The 20,717-nt window shown below is 69.1% G+C and carries 19 protein-coding genes and 1 pseudogene; 11 read left to right on the forward strand and 9 right to left on the reverse strand.

Annotation, left to right across the window (positions count from 1 at the left end; all coding sequences use genetic code 11):
- Positions 1-310 precede the first annotated feature (310 nt).
- The gene (locus tag ACLJRL_RS02830) at positions 311-1,168 is read left to right on the forward strand and encodes a hypothetical protein (RefSeq protein ID WP_410654387.1); all 858 of its coding nucleotides are present in this window, start codon (positions 311-313) and stop codon (positions 1,166-1,168) included.
- A gap of 97 nt (positions 1,169-1,265) precedes the next feature.
- Here the strand turns inward: ACLJRL_RS02830 and ACLJRL_RS02835 are convergent, their stop codons facing one another.
- Positions 1,266-1,787 carry a hypothetical protein gene (locus ACLJRL_RS02835; protein ID WP_410654388.1) on the reverse strand — a complete coding sequence of 174 codons (522 nt, stop codon included), beginning with the start codon at positions 1,785-1,787 and terminating at the stop codon, positions 1,266-1,268.
- Between the two features lie 138 nt (positions 1,788-1,925).
- On the opposite strand from ACLJRL_RS02835, the pseudogene ACLJRL_RS02840 reads away from it, so the two are divergent.
- A pseudogene (locus tag ACLJRL_RS02840) lies at positions 1,926-2,393 on the forward strand (GtrA family protein); the annotation flags it as partial.
- A gap of 18 nt (positions 2,394-2,411) precedes the next feature.
- Here ACLJRL_RS02840 and ACLJRL_RS02845 read toward each other — a convergent pair.
- Entirely contained in the window at positions 2,412-2,972 is a 561-nt protein-coding gene (locus ACLJRL_RS02845) for a GNAT family N-acetyltransferase (RefSeq protein WP_410654389.1), read from the reverse strand.
- Between the two features lie 58 nt (positions 2,973-3,030).
- On the opposite strand from ACLJRL_RS02845, the gene ACLJRL_RS02850 reads away from it, so the two are divergent.
- Complete coding sequence (locus tag ACLJRL_RS02850) at positions 3,031-4,251, forward strand: winged helix-turn-helix domain-containing protein (protein WP_410654390.1); 1,221 nt, start codon at positions 3,031-3,033, stop codon at positions 4,249-4,251.
- Positions 4,252-4,636: 385 nt separating this feature from the next.
- Here ACLJRL_RS02850 and ACLJRL_RS02855 read toward each other — a convergent pair whose 3' ends face one another.
- A complete protein-coding gene (locus ACLJRL_RS02855; RefSeq protein ID WP_410654391.1) occupies positions 4,637-5,551 on the reverse strand; it encodes a DUF4097 family beta strand repeat-containing protein in 915 nt (304 codons plus the stop codon).
- A gap of 10 nt (positions 5,552-5,561) precedes the next feature.
- On the reverse strand, positions 5,562-6,086 hold the full coding sequence (locus tag ACLJRL_RS02860) for a toxin-antitoxin system HicB family antitoxin (RefSeq protein WP_410654392.1): 525 nt from the start codon (positions 6,084-6,086) through the stop codon (positions 5,562-5,564).
- A 132-nt stretch (positions 6,087-6,218) separates the two neighbouring features.
- On the opposite strand from ACLJRL_RS02860, the gene thyX reads away from it, so the two are divergent.
- From thyX to ACLJRL_RS02895, 7 genes are all read left to right on the forward strand, one after another.
- Positions 6,219-6,971: an FAD-dependent thymidylate synthase gene (thyX, locus tag ACLJRL_RS02865; protein ID WP_410654393.1), complete on the forward strand. Its 753-nt coding sequence runs from the start codon at positions 6,219-6,221 to the stop codon at positions 6,969-6,971.
- Positions 6,971-7,363 (forward strand): ACT domain-containing protein, encoded by a 393-nt coding sequence (locus ACLJRL_RS02870; RefSeq protein WP_410654394.1) that lies wholly within the window; start codon positions 6,971-6,973, stop codon positions 7,361-7,363. Before thyX ends, ACLJRL_RS02870 begins: the two co-directional genes overlap by 1 nt.
- A 257-nt stretch (positions 7,364-7,620) precedes the next feature.
- Positions 7,621-9,135 (forward strand): protein kinase domain-containing protein, encoded by a 1,515-nt coding sequence (locus ACLJRL_RS02875; protein ID WP_410654395.1) that lies wholly within the window; start codon positions 7,621-7,623, stop codon positions 9,133-9,135.
- A gap of 110 nt (positions 9,136-9,245) precedes the next feature.
- A complete protein-coding gene (gene dapA, locus ACLJRL_RS02880; protein ID WP_410654396.1) occupies positions 9,246-10,259 on the forward strand; it encodes a 4-hydroxy-tetrahydrodipicolinate synthase in 1,014 nt (337 codons plus the stop codon).
- A gap of 5 nt (positions 10,260-10,264) precedes the next feature.
- The gene (locus ACLJRL_RS02885) at positions 10,265-11,953 is read left to right on the forward strand and encodes a ribonuclease J (protein WP_410655140.1); all 1,689 of its coding nucleotides are present in this window, start codon (positions 10,265-10,267) and stop codon (positions 11,951-11,953) included.
- Between the two features lie 67 nt (positions 11,954-12,020).
- A complete protein-coding gene (locus ACLJRL_RS02890) occupies positions 12,021-12,818 on the forward strand; it encodes a pentapeptide repeat-containing protein (protein ID WP_410654397.1) in 798 nt (265 codons plus the stop codon).
- 266 nt (positions 12,819-13,084) lie between these two features.
- Positions 13,085-14,725 carry a VWA domain-containing protein gene (locus ACLJRL_RS02895; protein ID WP_410654398.1) on the forward strand — a complete coding sequence of 547 codons (1,641 nt, stop codon included), beginning with the start codon at positions 13,085-13,087 and terminating at the stop codon, positions 14,723-14,725.
- Here ACLJRL_RS02895 and ACLJRL_RS02900 read toward each other — a convergent pair.
- A complete protein-coding gene (locus ACLJRL_RS02900; protein ID WP_410654399.1) occupies positions 14,676-16,076 on the reverse strand; it encodes an amino acid permease in 1,401 nt (466 codons plus the stop codon). The two genes, ACLJRL_RS02895 and ACLJRL_RS02900, sit on opposite strands and share 50 nt — an antisense overlap.
- Before the next feature lie 152 nt (positions 16,077-16,228).
- Between ACLJRL_RS02900 and ACLJRL_RS02905 the strand changes: the two genes are divergently transcribed.
- Positions 16,229-16,816: a DUF305 domain-containing protein gene (locus ACLJRL_RS02905; protein WP_410654400.1), complete on the forward strand. Its 588-nt coding sequence runs from the start codon at positions 16,229-16,231 to the stop codon at positions 16,814-16,816.
- Here ACLJRL_RS02905 and ACLJRL_RS02910 read toward each other — a convergent pair.
- The 4 genes from ACLJRL_RS02910 to ACLJRL_RS02925 form a co-directional block, all read right to left on the reverse strand.
- A complete protein-coding gene (locus tag ACLJRL_RS02910; protein ID WP_410654401.1) occupies positions 16,793-17,761 on the reverse strand; it encodes an EamA family transporter in 969 nt (322 codons plus the stop codon). The two genes, ACLJRL_RS02905 and ACLJRL_RS02910, sit on opposite strands and share 24 nt — an antisense overlap.
- A gap of 398 nt (positions 17,762-18,159) precedes the next feature.
- A complete protein-coding gene (locus ACLJRL_RS02915) occupies positions 18,160-18,711 on the reverse strand; it encodes a hypothetical protein (RefSeq protein ID WP_410654402.1) in 552 nt (183 codons plus the stop codon).
- A gap of 65 nt (positions 18,712-18,776) precedes the next feature.
- Positions 18,777-20,330, reverse strand: a complete 1,554-nt coding sequence (locus ACLJRL_RS02920) for an alpha/beta hydrolase (protein ID WP_410654403.1) — start codon at positions 20,328-20,330, stop codon at positions 18,777-18,779.
- Positions 20,330-20,650, reverse strand: coding sequence for a hypothetical protein (locus ACLJRL_RS02925; RefSeq protein WP_410654404.1), 321 nt, complete (start codon positions 20,648-20,650; stop codon positions 20,330-20,332). The genes ACLJRL_RS02920 and ACLJRL_RS02925 overlap by 1 nt, the downstream gene beginning before the upstream one ends.
- Between the last annotated feature and the right edge of the window lie 67 nt (positions 20,651-20,717).

The raw sequence follows: 20,717 nt of genomic DNA on the forward strand, positions 1-20,717 counted from the left end.
CGACTACCAGCGCGGCGGTATGTCGCGCTCCTGTCGGCTCGGAAGATCGAGCCGGGTGGGTTGTCGAACGAGGGGCCAGTCAATGGTGTCAACCAGTAAGCATCCGCAAAACTGTTCGAAGGCAAAGGGCCACGTCTGTAAATGTGGCAACTGCGGCGGCTCTCGACACGGCTGGGGAGGTTGGGTCGCGCTCGCTCGGGAACCAGAGCAAACGCGGGTAGCCAAGCGTGCCACGATCATCGACAAGCTGGTCAAGTGGTGTTCCCCCAAGCATAAGAAGATGCGTAACCGGCATGCTCGGGAAGCGAGCATGGATCTCATGCGACTTGACTCCGCCGACTGGCTGGCGCGTAATGCTGCTGGGTCGGTGCACTCGCCGTTGCCGTCGCAGCGCCAGGGAACCGAGAGTGCGCCAGGGAACAGCCCTGAAGATCGGCGGCTCAACGTGGAGGCAAGTGACAGCTCCGAACCGCTCGGTGCGACGGGCGCATCGGGTCTCGAAACTCCCATCGCGTCGGCTGCTTCCGTGGACGTCCCAGACCGACCAGATGCCGTGGATCAGGTGAACGCCTTCGCGAAGGCAATGACAGAAGATATCTGGCAAGAAATTGTCGAGGGTCTTCCCGGGAGTCCCGAAGAAATCAGGAAGATCCGCTTGCAGTTGGCTGATCACGGCTGGTGTGACCTGTTCATCGGTTTCGTGCTGGTCCTGGAAAAGTTCGGCAAGGTGCTTGACACGGTCCCTGACAAGGCCAAGAGGCTCATAGTCGAGACGATTCGCGGGTCCAGCAAACAGGAGAAGCGGACACAGCTCACCGAAGAGGTCGTGGGCATGATCGTGGACAAGGCGTGGAACGCGTTCAAGACCGCCGCGTTCGCGCATTCGCCGCTCCTCGGCCTGCTCGCCAGCGATGAATTGTTGCGGAACCTTCGCATGCTCGCGGTATTCATCTGCCCGGCGCCGGAAAAGCACGAGGAAGTGCGGAAGCATGCCGTCGACCCACTAGTCAAAGACACATGTGGCTACGTGTCGGCCGAGGCCAAGGAATGGCTGGGGAAGCAGTTCGATCAATGGGTCGCGGGCGTTGAGCGGCATGTCGAACGCGATGGCGCAGGTGAAGCTGGCCGTGCCGGTGAACCCCCGATTGCTCATTCATCGCCCGCGTGATGCTCAAAGCCTGGGCGAACGCGGTGCACGGGAGCCGCTCCAGGGCGAGGTCTGCGTCGCAGGGCCCAATTGCCCCATATGGCCAACATCGGAGAGCTCAGAAGTGGAACCAGCCGGTGAACAGCGCCGGTGAGGCGGCCAGCAGGCTGAAGCGCAGCCAGCGGCCGAGGAACCCGGTCGCCAGGAAGCTCGCCAGCGGCATGTTCACCAGGCCGGCGAGCACGCTCGTGGCCATGTACGGCGGCAGGCCGATGACCGAACTCACCCCGTAGGTGCCCGCCATCCAGTGCGGATGCCGGTGGCATCGTTCGCGAAGGGCGTCGACCCGGGCGCGCATCTTCTTGGTGCGCGCCCGCCATCTTTCCCGGCGAGCGGTGGGCGGCCGGACCCGGTGCAGGCGATCATGCAGCGGTTTCGGCAGCTTGATCGTGCCGCGCGCGGCCAGGTAGTAGAGCGTTTTCCCGCCGACCTGCCCCGCGGCGACGACGGCGCCGAGCAGCAGCCACGGCATCGTGGGCTGGCTCGCGCACAGGCCGAGAAGGAACATTTCGATGCTGACCACGGGGAGGATCGCGGATCCGAACGCGACGGCGAACGAGACGAGCATCCAGCCCACCATCGTTGCCTCCCCGTTATCTTCGCTCTCTCCAAGTTAGCAGCTGAAAAGTTGCCCACACTGGGGCTGGCCCCCGTCTCGGGCCGGGGGGACGCACCAGAAGATCACCTGCGCGTCGGTTCGCGGCCACCTGCCGCTGCCATGCTGGGGTTCGTGGCCGACGTGCACGACGCGGTCCGCGGCAAGGATTTCGCGGATCGCTTCGCCGACTTCTGCGCGGCCGTGGTCCGGCGCCTCCCCTTCGGGCTTTCCCGGCTGGTGGCGCCGAGTTTCCTCGGTTTCGCGCTCATCAACGGGTTCACCTTCGGGGTCGACCTGCTCTTGCTGGTGCTGCTGCGCGGTTGGCTCGGCTTTCCGGTGTGGCTGGCGATCACCCTCGCCTACGCGACCGCGTTCGGGCTGAGCTTCGTGCTGAACCGCAGCATGAACTTCCGCTCGCACGCGCCCGTCGGCAGGCAGGCGGTGCTGTACGTCGTCGCGATCGTCGTCAACTATGTGGCGTTCCTGCTCGGCGTCGGCGCGGGGCTCGCCGCGCTGGGCGTCGACTACCGCCTGTCCCGGCTCATCGCCGGGGCGTGCGAAGGCGTCTTCATGTACTCGGTGATGCGATGGGTCGTGTTCGCGAAGTCAGGGGGCGAGCTCGAGTTCGAGGGTGCCGGTGAGGCGGACTTCGCGCACGTTCGTGCTGCCGGTGTCGAGGATGCGGACGGTCCCGTCGGGAGACCAGCCCGCCCGGCGGAAGAAGCCCAGTGACGCGTGATCGGTCTGCGCGACCCAGCTGACCCCGCGCGTCGCCCCGTCTTCGCGCAACCAGCCGGCGGCCGTCGCGAGCAGCCGTCCGGCGTGCCCACGGCGTCCCCAGCGCGGCTCGACCAGCAGGGACGCGATGAGCGCCGTCGTCGAGGCGTCGTCGGGCAGGGACCCGTCCGCGGCGGCGACTTCGCTCTCCGGAGCGCGCCCGACGACGCAGAAGCCGACGGTGAACTCGCCTTCCGTGGCCAGGAAGACCCGCGTGCCCGGGTATTCGATCGTCTCGGCCCAGGTCTTTTCGATCTCGACCTCATCGAGTTCTGCGACGGCCGCTTCGCCGAGCAGTTCCGTGTAGGCGCTTCGCCAGGTATCGCGCTGGATCCGGGCGATCTCGGCGGCGTCGGAAACGACGGCGGGGCGGACTTGGGCGGTGCTCATGGCCGCAATCTACTGCCGCCGCCGGAAACTGTCGGTGGTGGATGGCACCATGCCGATGATGAACACTCCGACCATCAGCGGGCCGGTCGCGCACCGGATCGCCCTGGCCGCGCAGGGATTCGGCGATCCTCGTCCCGGGGGCGCGGTGACCAGGCGGCATCTGCAGCGCGTGCTGTCGCGAATCCAGTTGCTGCAGCTGGATTCGGTGAACGTCGCCGTCCGCGCGCACTACATGCCGCTGTTCTCCCGTCTCGGCGCGTACGAGCCCACGCTGGTGGACGACGCGGCCTGGTCCCATTCCGTGCGCAGACCCCGGATGCTGGTCGAGTCCTGGGCGCACGAGGCGAGCCTGCTGCCGGTGGAGGACTGGCCGCTGCTGCGGTCCGGGGCGAAGCGCATGGGCTGGTGGACGAACTACGCGCGGGTGCTGGAGCAGACGCCCGGACTGGTGGACGACATCCTCGCCGTGGTCAAGGAACAGGGACCGATCGGCGCGGGCGGCATCGAGCGCGCGCTGGCGGGTGACTCGGCACGCTACAAACCCGGCTCGTGGTGGGAGCGCTCGGAGGTCAAGAAGGCCTGCGAGTGGCTCTTCGGCATGGGGCAGCTGACCACCGGGACCCGCCGGTCGTTCGAGCGGCTCTACGACTTGACCGAACGCGTGGTGCCGCCGGAGATCCTGTCGCGCCAGGTGAGCCCGGAGGAGGGCGCCCGCGAGCTGATCACCCGGGCGGCCGTCGCCCTCGGCATCGGCACCGAACCGGATCTGCGGGACTACTACCGGCTCGGCCCCGACGTCAGCAAGCGGGCGGTGGCGGAACTGGTCGAGGCGGGAGTGCTCGAACCGGTGATCGTGGACGGCTGGCCGGCCCCGGCCTACCGGCACGTCGCGGCGAAGGCACCGAGGTCGGTCACCGGCCGGGCGCTGCTCTCGCCGTTCGACCCGCTGATCTGGGAACGCGCCCGCACCGAGCGCATCTTCGGCTTCCACTACCGCATCGAGATCTACGTCCCCGAGCCGAAGCGGATCTACGGCTACTACGTGTTCCCGTTCCTGCTCGACGGCGAACTCGTCGGCCGCGTCGACCTCAAGGCCGACCGGGCCGCCGGGGTGCTTCGCGTCCAGGGCGCCTTCAGCGAGCCTGGCGTGGACGTCGCGCGGGTCGCCAGTGAGCTGGCCGGGGAACTGCGGCTGATGGCTCAGTGGCAGGGGCTGGACGGGGTCGTGGTGGGGGAGCGGGGCGATCTCGCGCCCGTGCTGGCACAGCTGGTGCGGTGACCTCCGCGTCCGATCCGCTGCGCCGTCCCGGTTGTAGGTCGGTGCGGTGGGTCGTGAGTGGCGATTCGGGCTAGAGCGGACCGCGATCTGCATACCTGCGGCTGGGACGGCGTTCCGCGTGGTCGCGGGGGCTGACGATGAAGGAATTGGGACACTCAATGTCCCAATTCCTTCATCGTCGCGTGGTGGTCCAGCACCCGCCGCCCCGGTCACCGGCTCTGGTAAGGACCTGTGTGGAAATAGGGACGTTGAGTGTCCCCATTTCCACACATCCACCGGCCCGCCCCAGCGCGATCCGGCCCAAGACGTGAGCGAGGGACCTTCGCTCCCACCCCCGTGGAAAAGTGAGAGCAAAGGTCCCTCGATCCCCCTGCAGTCCGCAGCCTCACTGGGCCGCGCTGGTCACCACCGCGTTGCCGGTCCCGGTCCGCGCGCGGACCTTCAGCACCACGTCACCCTCGGAAGGGGCGCTCTCCGAGACGTCCAGCTCGCTGGACACGGCGCCGGTCGTCGAGGTCAGGTCGACCTCGGCCCGCACACCGCCGCGGATCCCGACCCGGACCTCGCCCGATCCGGTCGTCAGCTCCAGCGACCCGGAGGCGGCGTCGGCCACCGAGAGGTCGCCGCTGCCGGTGCGGGCGAGGACGTCGCCCTCCACCGCGCCGAGCCAGACGTCGCCGGTGCCGGTCGCGACCGTGGCCGAACCGCCCACCGAGGACGCCTCGACGCTGCCGCTGCCGGTCCGCAGCTGCAGGCCGGACAGCGTCGGGCCGAGTTTGATGTCGCCGGTGCCGGTGCGGATGATCGCCGAACCGTCGGCCCGTTCCAGGCCGATGTCACCGGAACCGGTCAGGATGTCGGCCCGCCCGGCGGGTCCGGTCACCGTGACGCTGGCCGCCCCGGCCCGCACCTCCAGGTGCGAACCCGCGGGCGCCCGGACGGTCAGGCCGAGCGGGATGTTCTTCAGCTGCCAGGCCTTCGGCGACTGGACGACCAACCGGTTGCCGACCTTCTCGATCCGCGCCTGCTGCAAGGCGTCGCCCGCCGACATGCCCGGGTCGGTGCCCAGCTGGTCGCCGAAGCGTTCCCCGACCCAGCTGAGCAGGCTGGTCATCCCGTTCACCCACGGCTCCTGCTCGCCACCGTCGCGGCGGAGTTCGGCGTGGACACCGGTTCCGTCGGTCAGTTCGATGGTGACGCGGCCGATGGTCACGCTCACGTCGATCTCGATCGGGCCTTCGGCGTCGAAGTCCTCGATCCGTACGGTCTCTTCACTCGTGGGAGTGGTTTCCTCGGTCATTTCCGTCCCCTCAGCCCTGGACCCAGCCGTGCAGGCGCGAACCGGCACCGCCGTCCGGCTTCTGCTTGTACTGCCAGTGCTCGCTGCCGCTCTTGCCCAGCGCCCCCTGGACGGCCTGCGAGACGAACGTGTTCAGCGAAACGCCCTGAGAGGCGGCCGCGGCTTCGGCTTGGCCTTTGACCTGCTCGAACAGGCGCAGCGTGATCCGCGTGATGTCCCCGGTGTCGATCTTGGGGGCGCGCGGGGCCTCCCGCGGCGCCTCTTGGCGCGGCGCGGACTGTTCGGCGTGCTCCCCGGAGCCGGTGACGACGACGCGCACGTCGCGGCCGTCGAGCCGGACGTCGACGACGTGCCCCGGCAGCGCCGAAGTCACTTCGGCGGCCAGGTCGGCGAGGGCGTTCATGATGGTCAGTCGGACGGCCGGCTCCAGCGCCGACGACAGCAGCGCGGCGGCGCGCCGCGTCTGCTCGTCGCCGGCCGAAGCCGTGTTCGCGAGGTCCTCGCGAAGGCTTGTGATGTACGGCGTCAGGTCCATGACACCACTATGACGTCACTTGTGATGTCAGTCAAGGAGATGGTGACATCACCTCGATGTCACCGTGATGTCGTCGTACCCGGCGGCTACGCTGCCTGGAGTCGTGGCAGGGGTCTAGAAGGAGTGCGAAACGTGGCCGAAACCGTCTCACCCAAGGTTCAGCTGATCGCGAAGACGGAGTTCTTCCCGCCGTCCGAGGTGCCGTGGTCGACCGATGCCGACGGTGGTGCGGCACTGGCCGAATTCGCCGGACGGGCCTGTTACCAGTCCTGGAAGAAGCCGAACCCGAAGACGGCCACCAACGCCGGCTACCTCGAGCACATCATCGACGTGGGCCACTTGTCGGTGCTGGAGCACGGCTCCGTCAGCTTCTACATCACCGGGATCTCCCGGTCGCTGACGCACGAGCTGATCCGTCACCGGCACTTCTCGTACTCGCAGCTCTCGCAGCGCTACGTCCCGGAGCGCGACGCCGCCTTCGTCGAGCCCGACGTCATCGCGCAGGACCCGGAGCTGCACGCGAAGTTCCTCGCCGCCTCGCAGGCCGCCGTCGACGCCTACACCGAACTCCTCGCCGGGCTGGAGGAGAAGTTCGCGGACGTCCCGAGCGCGACCCTGCGCCGCAAGCAGGCCCGCCAGGCCGCCCGCGCCGTGCTGCCGAACGCCACCGAGACCCGCATCGTGGTCACCGGGAACTACCGCGCCTGGCGGCACTTCGTCGCCATGCGCGCCACCGAGCACGCCGACGTCGAAATCCGCGCCCTCGCCATCGACTGCCTGCGCGAGCTGCAGAAGGCCGCGGGCAACGTGTTCGCCGACTTCACCATCTCCACGCTGCCCGACGGCACCGAAGTCGCGTCCAGCCCGAAGGTTCTCGAGGGCTGATGCGCCGCCTCGCGATCGACGTCCGGCCCGGCGAGTACGCGGTCGCCCGCCTCGCCCCGGACGCGCCGATTCCGGCGAACCTGCTCGACCCCGGCGAGCCCGTGCTGATCTCGATCACCCGGACGCCGGAGGAGCTTTCGGTGATCTGCCCGGCCGGCCTCGCGCCGGCCGGGGCCACGGTCGAGGACGGCTGGCGGCTGCTCACCGTCCGCGGGCCGCTGGCGTTCACGCTGACCGGCATCATCGCGGCGCTGTCGAGCGAACTGGCCGCCGCCGGGGTGGCGTTGTTCTCGCTGTCCACTTTCGACACCGACCACGTGCTGGTCCGGGCTCCTGAGCTGGAACGCGCCGTCAAGGCGCTCCGGGAGTCCGGGCACGAGGTCACGGTCTGAGTGCCTGTTGGTGAACCCGCGTCCGCGATCGCGTCGGAAGGGCGCGACCTGGTCATTCACGTCGCGACGGCGGGCAGGGCGCCCTGCCACCGCGATAGCGGGCCTTCGGCCGGGGCGGGTTCACGCGTTATGTCCCTTTTCGGAGTGCATCTCAGCTCCGCCAACAGGCTCTGATCCATCAGCTCGGAGAAGGAACCTTTCGGGGCGCGAACGGGTCCGAGTTAGCATCCTGCGCGAACCGAAGGAGCACGGAAACCTTGACCGACGAACAGACCCGGGCGTACGGGCCGCCGCCCCAGCAGACGTATCAGGCCACCGGCGCGCGGATCGTCGCCGGCCGTTATGCCCTGCTGGGCGAACTCGGCCGCGGCGGGATGGGCATCGTCTGGCGTGCGCAGGACCAGGTGATCGGCCGCCAGGTGGCGATCAAGGAACTGAAGTTCCCGGATGGCCAGGAAGACGCTTCGGTGCTTTCCGAGCGGATGCTGCGCGAGGTCCGGGCCGCCGGGCGGCTCAACGACCCGGCCGTCGTCACCGTGTACGACGTCGTCAACGAGGGCGGCGCCACCTTCATCGTGATGGAGCTGGTCGAGGCCCCGACGCTGGCCGATCTGGTGCGGGAGCGCGGGCCGATGCCGGCGCAGCAGGTCGCGCAGGTGGGGGAGCGGGTGCTGTCCGCGCTGCGGGCCGCGCACGTCGCCGGCATCGTGCACCGCGACGTCAAACCCGCGAACATCATGGTCGCGCCGGACGGCCGGGTGAAGCTCACCGACTTCGGTATCGCGCACACCACCGACGACCCGCGCCTGACCACCACGGGCATGATCGTCGGCTCGCCCGCCTTCATGGCGCCGGAACGGGTCGAGGGCCGCGACGCGATGCCCGAATCCGACCTCTGGTCGCTGGGCACGACGCTGTTCTTCGCCTCGGAGGGCATCGTCGCGTTCGAACGGTCGACCACCGCGGCGACGCTGCACGCGATCATGACCGAAGCGCCGTACCTGACCAGGGTCCAGGGCCCGCTGGCCGCCGCGATCCTCGGCCTGCTGGTCACCAAACCCGAGGCGCGGATGGGCTACGACCAGGTACGCAGCCTGCTCTCGGCCGCGCAGGGCGTGCAGGCCCAGCCGACCCCGCCCTCGGGCGGCACGGCGATGCTGCACCCCGGCCAGCCGATGACCCGGCTCGCCTCGGCACCCGCTCCGGCGAAGCGCAACCTCCGTCCTCTGTGGCTCAGCCTGGCCGCGGTCGCCGTGGTCGGCGCCCTGGTCGGCGGCATCTTCCTGGGCCGCTGGATGGCCACGCCCGAGGGGAACGCGCAGGCCCAGCCGACGCTGACCTACGGCATCAACGGCCAGCTCAAGATCAGCCTGTCCGGTGACTGCTACAACGTCCCGCTCGCGGCGAACGTCACGATGAACAGCGAGACCAGCGGGACCTGCAACAAGAACCACCTGGTCGAGGTGTACGCGAAGGGTGACCTCCTCGGCGTCGAGTCGGCGAGCGACAAGGACGCCACGCCCGTCGCGTATCCCGGCGCCGAAGTGGTCAACCGCATCGCCGAGGCGGTCTGCTCGGCCACCTTCAACTCGGACGCGGTGCCTTCGCAGCAGCGGTCGGGGCTGTACTGGCGGGCGGTCGTCCCGACCGAGGCCGAGTGGAACCGGCCGCTGAGCGAGGACGACAACGACTACTCGCGCGGGTATCTGTGCCTGCTCGCCAAGACCGACGGCGGGCAGCTCACCTCGCAGATCACGACCAAGGTCAAATAGCTCACAGAGAGTTTGCGCCGAGTTCGCCTTCGTCACGGAAAATCTCTCGCATTATCGGGAAAGACCACGTCGGCAAGGGGTTCGAGGTCCGCAGGAGGTACCTTCACACCATGTCCACTCCACCTACCGCAGCGCCGGGAAGACCGTTCGGGCGCGTGCTCACCGCGATGGCCACCCCCTTCGACGCCGACGGCGCGCTGGATCTGAAGCGGGCGCAGGAGCTGGCCGAACACCTCGTGGAACTGGGCAACGACGGTCTTGTCGTCAACGGCACGACCGGGGAAAGCCCCACCACGACCGACGCCGAGAAGGTCGAGCTGATCCGCGCGGTCGTCGAGGCCGTCGGAGACCGCGCGACCATCGTCGCGGGGGCGGGTACGAACAACACCGCCCACAGCATCGAGCAGGCGAAGCAGGCCGAAGAGGCAGGCGCGCACGGCCTGCTGGTCGTCACGCCGTACTACTCGCGGCCCAGCCAGGCCGGGCTCTACGCGCACTTCACCACGGTCGCCGACGTCACCGAACTCCCGGTGATGCTCTACGACATCCCGCCGCGTTCGATCGTCCCGATCGAGGTCGACACGCTGCTGCGGCTCGCGGAGCACCCGCGCATCCTCGCGGTCAAGGACGCCAAGGGCGATCTGATCGCCGGCTCCGAGGTCATCGCGAACTCGCCGCTCGCCTACTACTCCGGTGACGACGGCCTCAACCTGCCGTGGGTCGCGGTCGGCGGCGCGGGCGTGGTCAGCGTGATCGGGCACGTCGTCGCGGGCCGGATCCGCGGCATGATGGACGCCTACGAAGCCGGAGACACCTCCACCGCGCGCACCAACCACCGCGGCATGCTGCCCGTCCTGCGGGCCATGTCCCGGGTCGGCGGCGTCGCCTTCGCGAAGGCCGCGCTGCGCCTTCGCGGACTGGACATCGGCGACCCGCGGCTGCCGATCGTGGCCCCCACCGACGAGCAGCTCCAGGCGATTTCCGCCGATCTCGCCCAGGGTGGCGTGCCGCTCGGTGAAAGCGCCGCCACCGACTGGCATGGTGCACGGGTGGCACAAGCAGATTCAGCGGCGGCCTATACGGCGCCGACCTCACATACCAGCGTTGGGACCATGCCTCGGTGAGTTCACTGTCAACCGGACCCGGTCCGACCACCCCGCCGCCCGCTCTGCCCGAAGGCGCGTTGCGCGTGGTCGCGCTCGGCGGCATCGGCGAAGTCGGCCGCAACATGACCGTCTTCGAGTTCGGCGGCCGTCTGCTGATCGTCGACTGCGGGGTGCTCTTCCCCGAAGACGACCAGCCCGGCGTCGATCTGATCCTGCCCGACTTCCGCGCGATCGAAGACCGCTTGGAGGACATCGACGGCCTCGTCCTCACCCACGGGCATGAGGACCACATCGGTGCCGTCCCGTTCCTGCTGCGGCTGTTCCCGGATATCAAGATCTACGGCTCCCGCTTCACGAACGCGCTGCTCTCGGCCAAGGCCAAGGAGCACCGCCAGCGGCCGAACCTGATCGAGGTCCGCGAGGGCGAGCGCCGCAAGGTCGGCGCGTTCGACCTGGAGTTCTTCGCGGTCAACCACTCGATCCCGGACGCGCTCGCGGTCGCCATCCGCACCCCGGCCGGTGTCGTGCTGCACACCGGTGACATCAAGCTCGACCAGCTCCCGCTCGACGGACGGCTGACCGACCTCGCCGGATTCTCCCGGCTCGGCGACGAGGGCGTGGACCTGTTCTGCGTCGACTCGACCAACGCCGAGGTGCCCGGGTTCGTCATGCCGGAGCGCGATATCGGCCCGGTGCTCGACGACGTCGTCCGCAGGGTCGACCAGCGCGTCATCGTGGCCTGTTTCGCGAGCCACGTGCACCGCGTGCAGCAGGTGCTCGACGCCGGGGCGCGGCACGGCCGCCGGGTCGCGTTCGTCGGCCGGTCGATGGTCCGGAACATGGGTATCGCAGCCGACCTCGGCCTGCTGAACGTGCCGCCCGGCCTCCTGGTCAACCTCGACCAGGCGAGCGACCTGCCCGAGAGCAAGGTGCTGTTCGTGTCGACCGGTTCGCAGGGCGAGCCGCTTTCGGCGCTTTCGCGGATGGCACGCGGCGAGCACCGGCAGATCTCGATCCGCGCCGGTGACACCGTCGTGCTGGCCAGCTCGATGATCCCGGGCAACGAGACCGCGGTCTTCGGCGTCGTCAACGGCCTCACCCGGCTCGGCGCGAACGTCGTGCACCAGGGCAACGCCAAGGTGCACGTGTCCGGTCACGCGTCGGCGGGCGAGCTGCTGTACCTGTACAACGCGGTGCGCCCCAGCAACGTCATGCCGGTGCACGGCGAGTGGAAGCACCTGCGCGCCAACGCCGAACTGGCCGTGCGCACCGGTGTCGCGCCGGAGAACGTGGTCATCGCCGAAGACGGTGTCGTGGTCGACCTGGTCGACGGCAAGGCTTCGCGCACCGGCCGGGTCGAGGTCGGGCACGTGTACGTCGACGGCCTCTCGGTCGGCGACGTCGGCGAGTCGACGCTGTCCGACAGGCTCGTCCTTGGCGAGGGCGGCTTCATCGCGATCACGGTGGCGGTGGACACCAGCACCGGCCGTGCGGTGACCCGCCCGACGGTGTCCGGGCGAGGGTTCTCCGACGACCCGAAGGCGCTCGACGCCGTGGTCCCGATGGTGGAGATGGAACTCGCCAGGACCGAGGCCGAGGGCATCACCGACTCGCACCGCATCGCGCAGGCCGTGCGCCGTGTCGTCGGCCGCTGGGTCGCCGACACCTACCGGCGCCGACCGATGATCATCCCGACGGTCATCCCCGTTTAGCCGTTTCACGCCGAAGGCCCCCTTTACTCAGTCGAGCGGAGGGGGCCTTCGCGCGCATAATCGGCGCATGGTGATGGTGGGGGTGCACGTCGTCGCGGCGCTGGCGGGTGTGGCCTTGGGAGTGGGCGCGGTCTACCTGGGGCGGACGTTCATCGAAGGGGTCCGCCGCGATCGGCGGGAGCGCCCCGCGTTGCTGGCCGAAGGCCTCCGCCACGACCGGTGGGAACAGGCCGTCGAGAAGTTGGACAGTGACGACGCCTCGGAGCGCCTGGCCTGCTTCGCGGACCTGGAACGGTATGGCCGGGAAAACCCGGATGCCGGGGCGGACATCCTCGAGCTGGCGTGTTCCTACCTGCGGAAGCCGTTCGAGTTCCCGGCCCAGGACGAGGGGGAGCTGGAAATCCGGCTCGCCGCCCAGCAGCTCCTCACCCGGCACCTCCGGTGGCCCGAGGGAGAAGCGCGCCCGGCCGATTTCTGGGAGGCCGACGAGCTGGAGCTCCAGGACGCCGTGCTGATCGACCCCGATTTCGCGGACGCCGTCCTCGTAGGCGCCGACTTCCGGGACAGCCTCATCGTCCGCGGCGACTTCCGCCGGGCCCGGTTCCCCCGTTTCGTCACCTTCGACCGCGCGTACTTCACCGAAGACGTTCGCTTCGACGAAGCGACCTTCGGCCTTTATGCCTCGTTCGCCGGGGCGATGTTCGGCGGGACGGCTTCGTTCGCCGAAGCCAGGTTCCAGGACGATGTGACCTTCACCGGCGCGCGGGTGGAGCATCCGCACGCCGCGCACTCATGGCCGTCGCACTGGCGTGTGTGGGCGAATTCGCCGGCCGCGCAGGGACGGCTCCTGTCCGACGAACGTTAGCGGGTGGCCGCGGCCATCAGGAGTGCGAAGGCGACCGTGATCGCCTGGCCGAAAAGGGCATAGCGGGCTTTGCGCTGCTCTGCGCGAGTGGGCATCGTGGATTCCCCTGGGTCTCGACTGTTTTCCTCTGGGGTAAGTGTTCCGCGCGCCGCTCGTGTGCACCTCCCGCCGGAGTGTGGTCCGACTACGCCGCAGGTCGTAGCCTTCCCCTAGGGGCGGTCGCGGCGTAGCCTGGGGCGCCACTCAGCCCCATGCCGGGAGAGTCGATGGGACGCCACACCACCGCCCAGACCCGAAGACGGGTGCTGTTCCCTTTACTCGCCCTCGCCCTGGCGGCCGTGCTCGGCGCCGCCACCTGGGTGACCGTGGCCCTGGCGCGGTCCGGGCCGGAGTGCGAGCCGACGCGGGTGGTCGTCGCCGCGTCGCCCGACATCGCCCCGGCCGTCACCCAGGCCGCTCGTGACCTCGAACTCTCCTGCGCCACCGTCGACGTCCAGCCGCGGGAATCTCTCCAGATGGCGGAAGAGCTGGCCGGCAGCTCGCCCCGGCCACAGGCCTGGATCCCGTCCTCGACGCTGTTCCTGCGGCGCACCCATCAGCTCGGCGCGGCCGCGGTCCCCGAATCCGGACCGGCCGTGGCCAGTTCGCCGGTGGTGCTCGCGGTCGCGGAACCGGTCGCGAAAGGGCTCGGGTGGCCGCGCAAACCGCTGACCTGGCCGGACGTGCTGGCGGAGGACGAGATCATCGCCGGAATGCCGGATCCCGCGCGTGACCCGGTCGGGGTGTCCGCGCTGCTGGCCCTGCGCGACGTGGTGAAGGGCGAACCGGATCCCGCCGGCGCGTATGTGGCTCTGCTCCGGAAGTTCTCCGTCAACACCGCCGGAACGATGGCCGACCTGCTCGCCCAGGTACCCGGTACGAATGCCGGAGCCGCCGCGCCGACGGTGTTCCCCGCGCCGGAGAACGCGGTGCTGCGGCACAATTCCGAGCTTTCCGCGACGACGGGCGGAACCGCTTTGGTGGCCGTGTACAGCCCCGCCGCCGTGTCGCTCGATTACCCGTTCGTCGAGATCGCCGGCGCGACGCAGCAGCAGGGGAGTGTCGTCGCGGAGCTCAAGCGGGCCCTGCTGAACGGCTCCAGCGCCGCGGCGATCGCGCAGGCCGGGCTCCGCGCTCCGGGCGGGCAGGCGTTGCGGCTGACCGATACCGATCAACGTGTTGTGGCGCAAGGGCAGCGAAGCGCCGAGCTCCCGGCCGCCGCCGAAGTCGACAAGTCGCTCAGCCAGTGGGCCGGAGTGAACGCGAACGCCCGGGTGCAGGTGCTCATCGACATCTCCGGGTCGATGAGCGCTCCCGTGCCGGATACCGGGAAGTCACGTCTGGAGATCACTCTGGAAGCGGCGGAGAACGCCCTGCATCTGTTCAAACCCGCTTCACAGGTCCGGTTCCTGGCCTTCGCGACCAAAGTGGACGGTGAGCGCGACTACCGGGAGATCCTGCCGATGGCGCCGGTCGGGCAGCAGCTGACCGCACTGGACAAGCTGCGCGCCGTGCGGGCCGTCCCGGACGGGCAGACCGGGCTCTACGACAGCGTCCTCGACGTCTATCGCCTGGCGCACAAGGAATGGGACCAGGGCAAGCTCAACCTGGTCATCGTGATGACCGACGGCCGCAATACCGACCCCGGCGGTATCAGCCGCGAGAACCTGGTGGCGGAGCTGGGAAAGCTCCGCGACCGAAACCGTCCGCTCCCGGTGATCGGCATCGGGATCGGCCCGGCCGCCGACCAGGCCGAACTCGAGCAACTCGTCGCGCCGACCGGTGGCCAGGCCTTCCTGAGCAGGGACCCCGCGAAGATCAACGAGGTGTTTTACGGGGCTCTCGGCCGGATCGCCGGCGCTGGATGAAGTAGACGGCGAGGATCACCGCCAGGCTGACCAGGCTCAGGTACAGCTGGGCCCGGGTGTCGGCGTCGACGAACAGCATCGACGCGACCACGCCCAGCGTCCCGGCGAGGGTGAGCCAGCTCAGCCAGGGGTAGCCCCACATGCGCAGCGTCAGCCGTTCCGGCGCCTCGGCTTCCAGCCGTCGTCGCATCCGCAGCTGGGAACCGGCGATGATCGCGTAGACGAACAGCGCGACCGCACCGGCGGAGTTGATGATGAAGTAGAAGATCTTGTCCGGCGACACGAAGTTCATCACCACGGCGACGTAACCGACCGAAGTGGACACCAGGATCGCCTTCCACGGCACGCCGCGCCGGTTCGTGTCCGCGATCCACTTCGGTGCCCAGCCGTTGCCGTGCAACGCGAAGAGCATGCGGGACGCGGTGTACAGCCCGGAGTTCAGCACCGACAGCACGGCCGTCAGCACGACGACGCTGACCACGGTTTCGGCGGCGGGGATGCCGAACCGGCCGAACGCCGCGGCGAACGGGCTCGTCGTGGTCGGGATGTCCCGCCAGCCGGTGATCATCACCAGCAGCGTCACCGAACCGACGTAGAACACGATGACCCGCCACACGATCGACGACGTCGCCTTGCGCACGGCCAGTTCGGGTTCGCGGGATTCGGCGGCGGCGATGGTGACGATCTCCGCGCCGAAATAGGAGAAGATCACGATCACCACGCCGTGGACCACCGAGAACGGGCCGTGGGCGAAGAAGCCGTCCTGCGTGATGTTGCCGACCGAGAACGATCCGCCCGGCCAGAACCCGAGCACGAACAGGATGCCGACGACCAGGAACACCACGATGGTCGCGATCTTGACCGACGCCAGCCAGAACTCGGTCTCGCCGAACGAACGGGCCGAGGCGAGGTTGGTGGCGGTCAGCAGGATCATCAGCAGGAGCGAGAAGATCCATTGCGGCACAACGGGAATCCAGACCTGGAGGATCTTCGCCCCGGCGACCGCCTCGAACGCGACCACGCCGACCCAGAAGTACCAGTACAGCCAGCCGACGGTGAAGCCCGCCCAGCCGCCGAGTGATTCGCGCGCGTACTCCATGAAGGAGCCCTGCGACGGCGCCGCTGTCGCCATCTCGCCGAGCATGCGCATCACGAGCACGACGAGCAGACCGCCGATGGCGTAGGACAGGACGGCCGCCGGGCCGACGGTGTGGATCACCGCGCCGCTGCCGATGAACAGGCTCGCCCCGATGATGCCGCCCAGCGCGATCATCCGGACGTGGCGTTGTCGCAGCTCCGGGCGCAGACCTGCCCGCTCGGTCTTCCGGTCCGGAGTGGTCTCGGAGTCCATTCGCGGTGACCTCCTGTCGGAGTGGCGGCGGATCGCGGGATTGTCGCACCGCGAGCGCCGGAGGAAAAGTGTTTGCGCAACCCCCGGTGAACGGGCCGATGTGGACTCTGCGAACCTAGGAACCTCCACCGCGCGTTCCGAGGAGCTCTTCGATGCCGCACGCCGTCCTCCGGTTCCTGCCTGCCGTCGCCCTGGTCGCCGTGCTGGCCGGATGCTCGGACGAGGCGCCCCAGTCGCAGACGGCTCCGCCGGGGTCGTCACCGATGGCGCACCAGGCCGCTGTTCCCTTCAACGACGCCGATGTCGCCTTCGCGCGGCAAGCGCTCGCGCACCACCAGCAGGGCGTGGATCTGGCGTCCATGGCGGAAACCCGCGCGGAGAACGGCGAACTGAAGGCGCTCGCGAAGCGCGTCATCGACACGCACGAACCGGAGATCGCCCGGCTTTCCGCCCTCATCGAGTCCTGGGGCCAGGCCGCGCCGGACGATCCCAACATGGAACACATCCAGCGCGACGGCTACCTCAGCCCGGGAGACATGGCGGCGCTGGCCGGACTGTCCGGAAAGGACTTCGACCGGCAGTTCGCCACGCGGCTGCTGCGGCAGCGCGAGGCCGGTGTCCGCATCGCCGACACCGAGACGCAGCACGGCCGCAACCCGGACGCCCGCGACCTCGCCGCCACGACGTCGCGTTCGCAGCAGCAGGAGATCAGCGACCTACGGGGCTTCCAGCAGGGTTGAGTCCGTCTGGACCACGTTGGAGTTCAGCTGGACGATGTACGCGCCGCTGAGCAGGACCACCGCTCCGGCCGCCTGCACCCAGCTGAGCGCCTCGCCCAGCAGCAGCCAGGCCGCGGCCGCCGCGATCAGCGGTTCCACCAGCCCCACGACACTCGCCACCGACGCCGGAAGATGCCGTAACGCCGCCATCCCGGTCGCGTAGGCGAGGACGGTCGCGATCAGCACGAGCGCGATCAGCAACGCCCACACCGGCGGCCGCCACGGCCCGAACACCGTCGGAGCGTCGAGAAGTCCCCACGGGACAGTCCACGGTGGAGCGACCGCGCAGACCAGGACCGCTCCGATGGTCATACCCCAGGTGACCATGCCGAGCGGATCCCGGCTCGCGACGCCGCGCTCCCCGAGCAGGAAATAGCCCGCCGAGCAGACCGCCGCGCCCAGCCCCGCGAGCAACCCGACGACGTCCAGGGTCAGCCCTTTCCAAACCTGCGCGACCAGCACGAGCCCGGTCATCGCCAGGGCGATCCCCGCCCACATCGCCCGCGGCAGCCGCACCCGCCGCACGAACCGCACCCACAGCGCGATCAGCACCGGCGAGGTGAACTCGAGCAGAATCGCGATGCCCACCGGGATCCGGCCGGCCGCGAGGAAGTACATGAGCTGGACCCCGGCGACGCCGAGCGAGCCGTAGGCCAGCAGCAGCGGCCACTCGTGCTTTCGCACCCGCAGCAGTCCGGGGCGGAACACCGCGACCAGCACGAGCAGCACGATCGCCGACAGGCCGATCCGGATCGCCGCGACCTGCTCCGGCGACAGCCCCGCCTGCATCGCCGGTTTGCCCAGCACGCCCGACGTCCCGAAGAAGACGGCGGCGAGCAGGATGAGCAAGATGCCCCGGCCGCGATGCGCGACATGCGATGCGGGGGCGGCGAGTTCGGCGGTCACGGCCGGAGGGTAGAGGCCGAAGGCGGGCGGGGCGACCCCTTTTCCCGGCGTTTGGACGGTTCGGCGCCGGAGTGTGGGACTGCAAGCCGTGAAGGCCTCCTTGACGGACTCTGAGTCCCTCAAAGTTCCCCTCACACCTTCTCGGAACAGCACCAGACCACGACGACGGCGCGTGAAGGACCCCTTCCCTCGGCTCAGCCGAAGAAACTCGACCTTCACGGTCGTTTGCCTGTACGGCATGTGGTGAGTGGGGAGGATTTGGGCCGTCCAGCGGCCCAAATCCTCCCCACTCACCAGCGCGGCACCCTGCCCGGCAAGGGCCATACCCCGCCACAGTGGGTACACAAATCAAGGTCCACCAGAAGTCGAATCGCCGCTCACGACCACCGGGCCTGGGCTCAGTAGGAGGTGCCGCCGTCGGTCCAGTCGGTCTGGGCGAAGTCCTCGTCGTCGACGGGGGCTCGGCGAGGCTTGGGGGCCGGTGCCGGTTCCGGGGGAGCGGCCACCGGGCGGTCGGGTTCGGGCTCGGCTTCGAGGGCTTGCGGTTCCGGAGTGCCGTTCGGCCAGACGCAGGGTGAGGTCGCGCCGACGTAGAACTTGCCGAGATCGTTCGCCTGAACGGACATGTCGAACGCGTCCGCGTTGTTGCGGGCGAAGACATACTGATCCTTCGGGCGGGAATCGGTCAGGACCTTGAATTCGTGAGCCGACCACCACTGAACGACGGTGTCGAAGTGTTCCGCGAACTTCGCCGGTTCAAGACCGGTCACCTCATAGGTCGCGGAGATCTCAAAGCGGCCTTGGGGTCCGTCGTCGGTGGGGTCGGTGCATTCGGATCGGTTCTGGGTGAACAGTTTCCGTTGTGCCGAGCCGGGCAGCGCCGAGACCGCGCCTTGGATGTACTGCTCGACCTTCTCCCGGGCCTGCTGTTCGGTGATGGTCGGTTTCATGGTGTCTCCACCTCCGGGGGAGCAGGCCGACAAGAGCACGAGAAGAGCGGTCAGAGCCAGGCTTTTCACGAGGCCGGCCTTCCCGCGATGATCAGTCCGAGATTCCGCAGAGAAGGATTGTTGTCTTCCCAGTATTCGCTGTGTGCGGCTTGGCTGTATCCGCCGAGCCCGTCCGTGCCCGGCGCCGAAGTGAACACCTGCCCGCCGAAGTCCGCATCGGTCGGGTCCTGGCCGAGTACCAGGTCGTACCCGTTGATCTCGAAATTCGCCATATTGATCATGTCGTGTTCGGCGACCGTCGAGTGCACGTGTTCCCCGATCTCACCCGGATCCACTCCGTCGAGGTGCAGTTCGCTCACGTCCCGCGCGCCGACTCCCGGGCTCGCGACGAACACGAGTTCGTCGGCGTCGATCCCGCCGTCGCGAGCCGCGTGCCCGACGACGGTGGTGCCGTAGCTGTGCCCCATTACCGTGTTGTGCGATGGCGGCCCGTCATGTGTCGCCCGCAGCCCGTCCTGGAAGCCGGCCAGTGCTGCTTTGCCGCCGTCGGCGTACTTTTCGCTCGCCGCGTCGGTCAGTCCGTTCGGCGCGTCGTAGCCGAGCCACGTGATCACCGCCGTCGAGGGGGAACCCGCGGTCGTCGCCACGGCCCACATTTTGTCCGACCGGTTCAGATCGCCGCCGATCTTCCCCAGTTCCGACCCGGTCCCCGGCACATACGTCGCCACGTTCTCCGCCTTGTCCGGATTCCCCGCCGAAACGATGGCCTTCCCGTCCCCGCTGGTGTCCAGGCCGAGCAGGAACGCTTGTGGCTTACCGGGTTCCGCGTGCTCGAGCCGGTCGCGGATGGCTTCCAGGCCCCCGAGCTTGGGGTCACCTTGGAGTCGCGCGATTTCGCGGGCGAGCACGACCCGGTTGGCGGCGTCGCGATCGGCGGCGGGGATACCGTCGAGGTTGCCGACGAGTCCGGGATTTCCTTGCAGCAGGGCGACTTTCGCGGTATCGGAGAGGCTGGCCCACCACGCCTTGTTGTCGCTCGGGGTGCCGTTCTCCGGCGGGCCGATGATCGAGAGGCCGCTTTGTGCGGCCCCGGCATCCGCTGCCTGGGCGAGCGTGCCGACGCCCTGTTCGGTGATCTCACCGCGAAGGACGCGTCGCATGATGGCGGCGAAGTCCGCGTCGACGTCGGTGGCGCGGCGGAGGATCTGTTCGATCCGGTCGGCGAGTTCCGCGATGAGCCGCGGCCGGTCGGGTTGTGCCGGTCCGTTCGATGGGAGCCGCGCGATGTCGCCCCCGGATCCGATCTCCAGACCGTTGCGGTGCGCGAGTTCTTCGGTCTCCCGCACGAACGCGGTGATCCGGTCCAGCGCGATCTGCACCTCATGAGCACCACGCCGGACGGCGGACGCCTCGGCGACGAGTTGTTCCACTGTGGACGTCAGTGACTCGCCCCGCGTCAAGGCGGCTGTCGCGGCTTCACCGGTCCAGCCCGGGAAACGCGCCATGCCTTCGACGTCGTCGTTCGCGGCGATGATCCGGGTGCAGCCGTCGTTGAGCGCGTCGGCGACCTTGCCGATCGCGGCCGGATCCCACCGGCGCACGTCACCCCAGGTGAGCATCAGACCGGCCTCCGCCCGCCGGCCGGCACGGTGGCGCGCAGATCCCGCGTCGCCTCCTGCTCGTTCGACCGGTAGCGGACGGCCGCCTCGTCGAGTTGCGCGGCGTACTCGGAGGTGTTCGTCGCCCAGCCGGGCACCGCGCGTCCCCAGACGTCCGCGAGCAGCCTCGCCGCTTCGCCGGACTCGCCACCCGGCAGTCCCGTCGCGACGCCGGCGAGCGCGCTCGCGAGATTCACCTGTCCGATGTCGTCGGAGGCCCGTCTCGCCGCGGCTGACGCGCCTTCGACCGCCTCCAGGACCACCTCGTAGCCGCCGGTCATCCCGCTTCCTCCCCGTAGCGTGACGATGTGACCACTCTACGACGCAGGACGCGGGCGCGCGGTTCCG

The organism is Amycolatopsis sp. lyj-112 (assembly GCF_046549055.1).
Classification (GTDB): Bacteria; Actinomycetota; Actinomycetes; order Mycobacteriales; family Pseudonocardiaceae; genus Amycolatopsis.

Excerpts from the sequence above, each read along its gene's own strand:
- ACLJRL_RS02830 (WP_410654387.1), top strand. The coding sequence starts at position 311 with ATGGATCTCATGCGACTTGACTCCGCCGACTGGCTGGCGCGTAATGCT.
- ACLJRL_RS02835 (WP_410654388.1), bottom strand. The coding sequence starts at position 1,787 with ATGGTGGGCTGGATGCTCGTCTCGTTCGCCGTCGCGTTCGGATCCGCG.
- ACLJRL_RS02845 (WP_410654389.1), bottom strand. The coding sequence starts at position 2,972 with ATGAGCACCGCCCAAGTCCGCCCCGCCGTCGTTTCCGACGCCGCCGAG.
- ACLJRL_RS02850 (WP_410654390.1), top strand. The coding sequence starts at position 3,031 with ATGAACACTCCGACCATCAGCGGGCCGGTCGCGCACCGGATCGCCCTG.
- ACLJRL_RS02855 (WP_410654391.1), bottom strand. The coding sequence starts at position 5,551 with ATGACCGAGGAAACCACTCCCACGAGTGAAGAGACCGTACGGATCGAG.
- ACLJRL_RS02860 (WP_410654392.1), bottom strand. The coding sequence starts at position 6,086 with ATGGACCTGACGCCGTACATCACAAGCCTTCGCGAGGACCTCGCGAAC.
- ACLJRL_RS02870 (WP_410654394.1), top strand. The coding sequence starts at position 6,971 with ATGCGCCGCCTCGCGATCGACGTCCGGCCCGGCGAGTACGCGGTCGCC.
- dapA (WP_410654396.1), top strand. The coding sequence starts at position 9,246 with ATGTCCACTCCACCTACCGCAGCGCCGGGAAGACCGTTCGGGCGCGTG.
- ACLJRL_RS02890 (WP_410654397.1), top strand. The coding sequence starts at position 12,021 with ATGGTGATGGTGGGGGTGCACGTCGTCGCGGCGCTGGCGGGTGTGGCC.
- ACLJRL_RS02895 (WP_410654398.1), top strand. The coding sequence starts at position 13,085 with ATGGGACGCCACACCACCGCCCAGACCCGAAGACGGGTGCTGTTCCCT.
- ACLJRL_RS02900 (WP_410654399.1), bottom strand. The coding sequence starts at position 16,076 with ATGGACTCCGAGACCACTCCGGACCGGAAGACCGAGCGGGCAGGTCTG.
- ACLJRL_RS02905 (WP_410654400.1), top strand. The coding sequence starts at position 16,229 with ATGCCGCACGCCGTCCTCCGGTTCCTGCCTGCCGTCGCCCTGGTCGCC.
- ACLJRL_RS02915 (WP_410654402.1), bottom strand. The coding sequence starts at position 18,711 with ATGAAACCGACCATCACCGAACAGCAGGCCCGGGAGAAGGTCGAGCAG.
- ACLJRL_RS02920 (WP_410654403.1), bottom strand. The coding sequence starts at position 20,330 with ATGCTCACCTGGGGTGACGTGCGCCGGTGGGATCCGGCCGCGATCGGC.
- ACLJRL_RS02925 (WP_410654404.1), bottom strand. The coding sequence starts at position 20,650 with ATGACCGGCGGCTACGAGGTGGTCCTGGAGGCGGTCGAAGGCGCGTCA.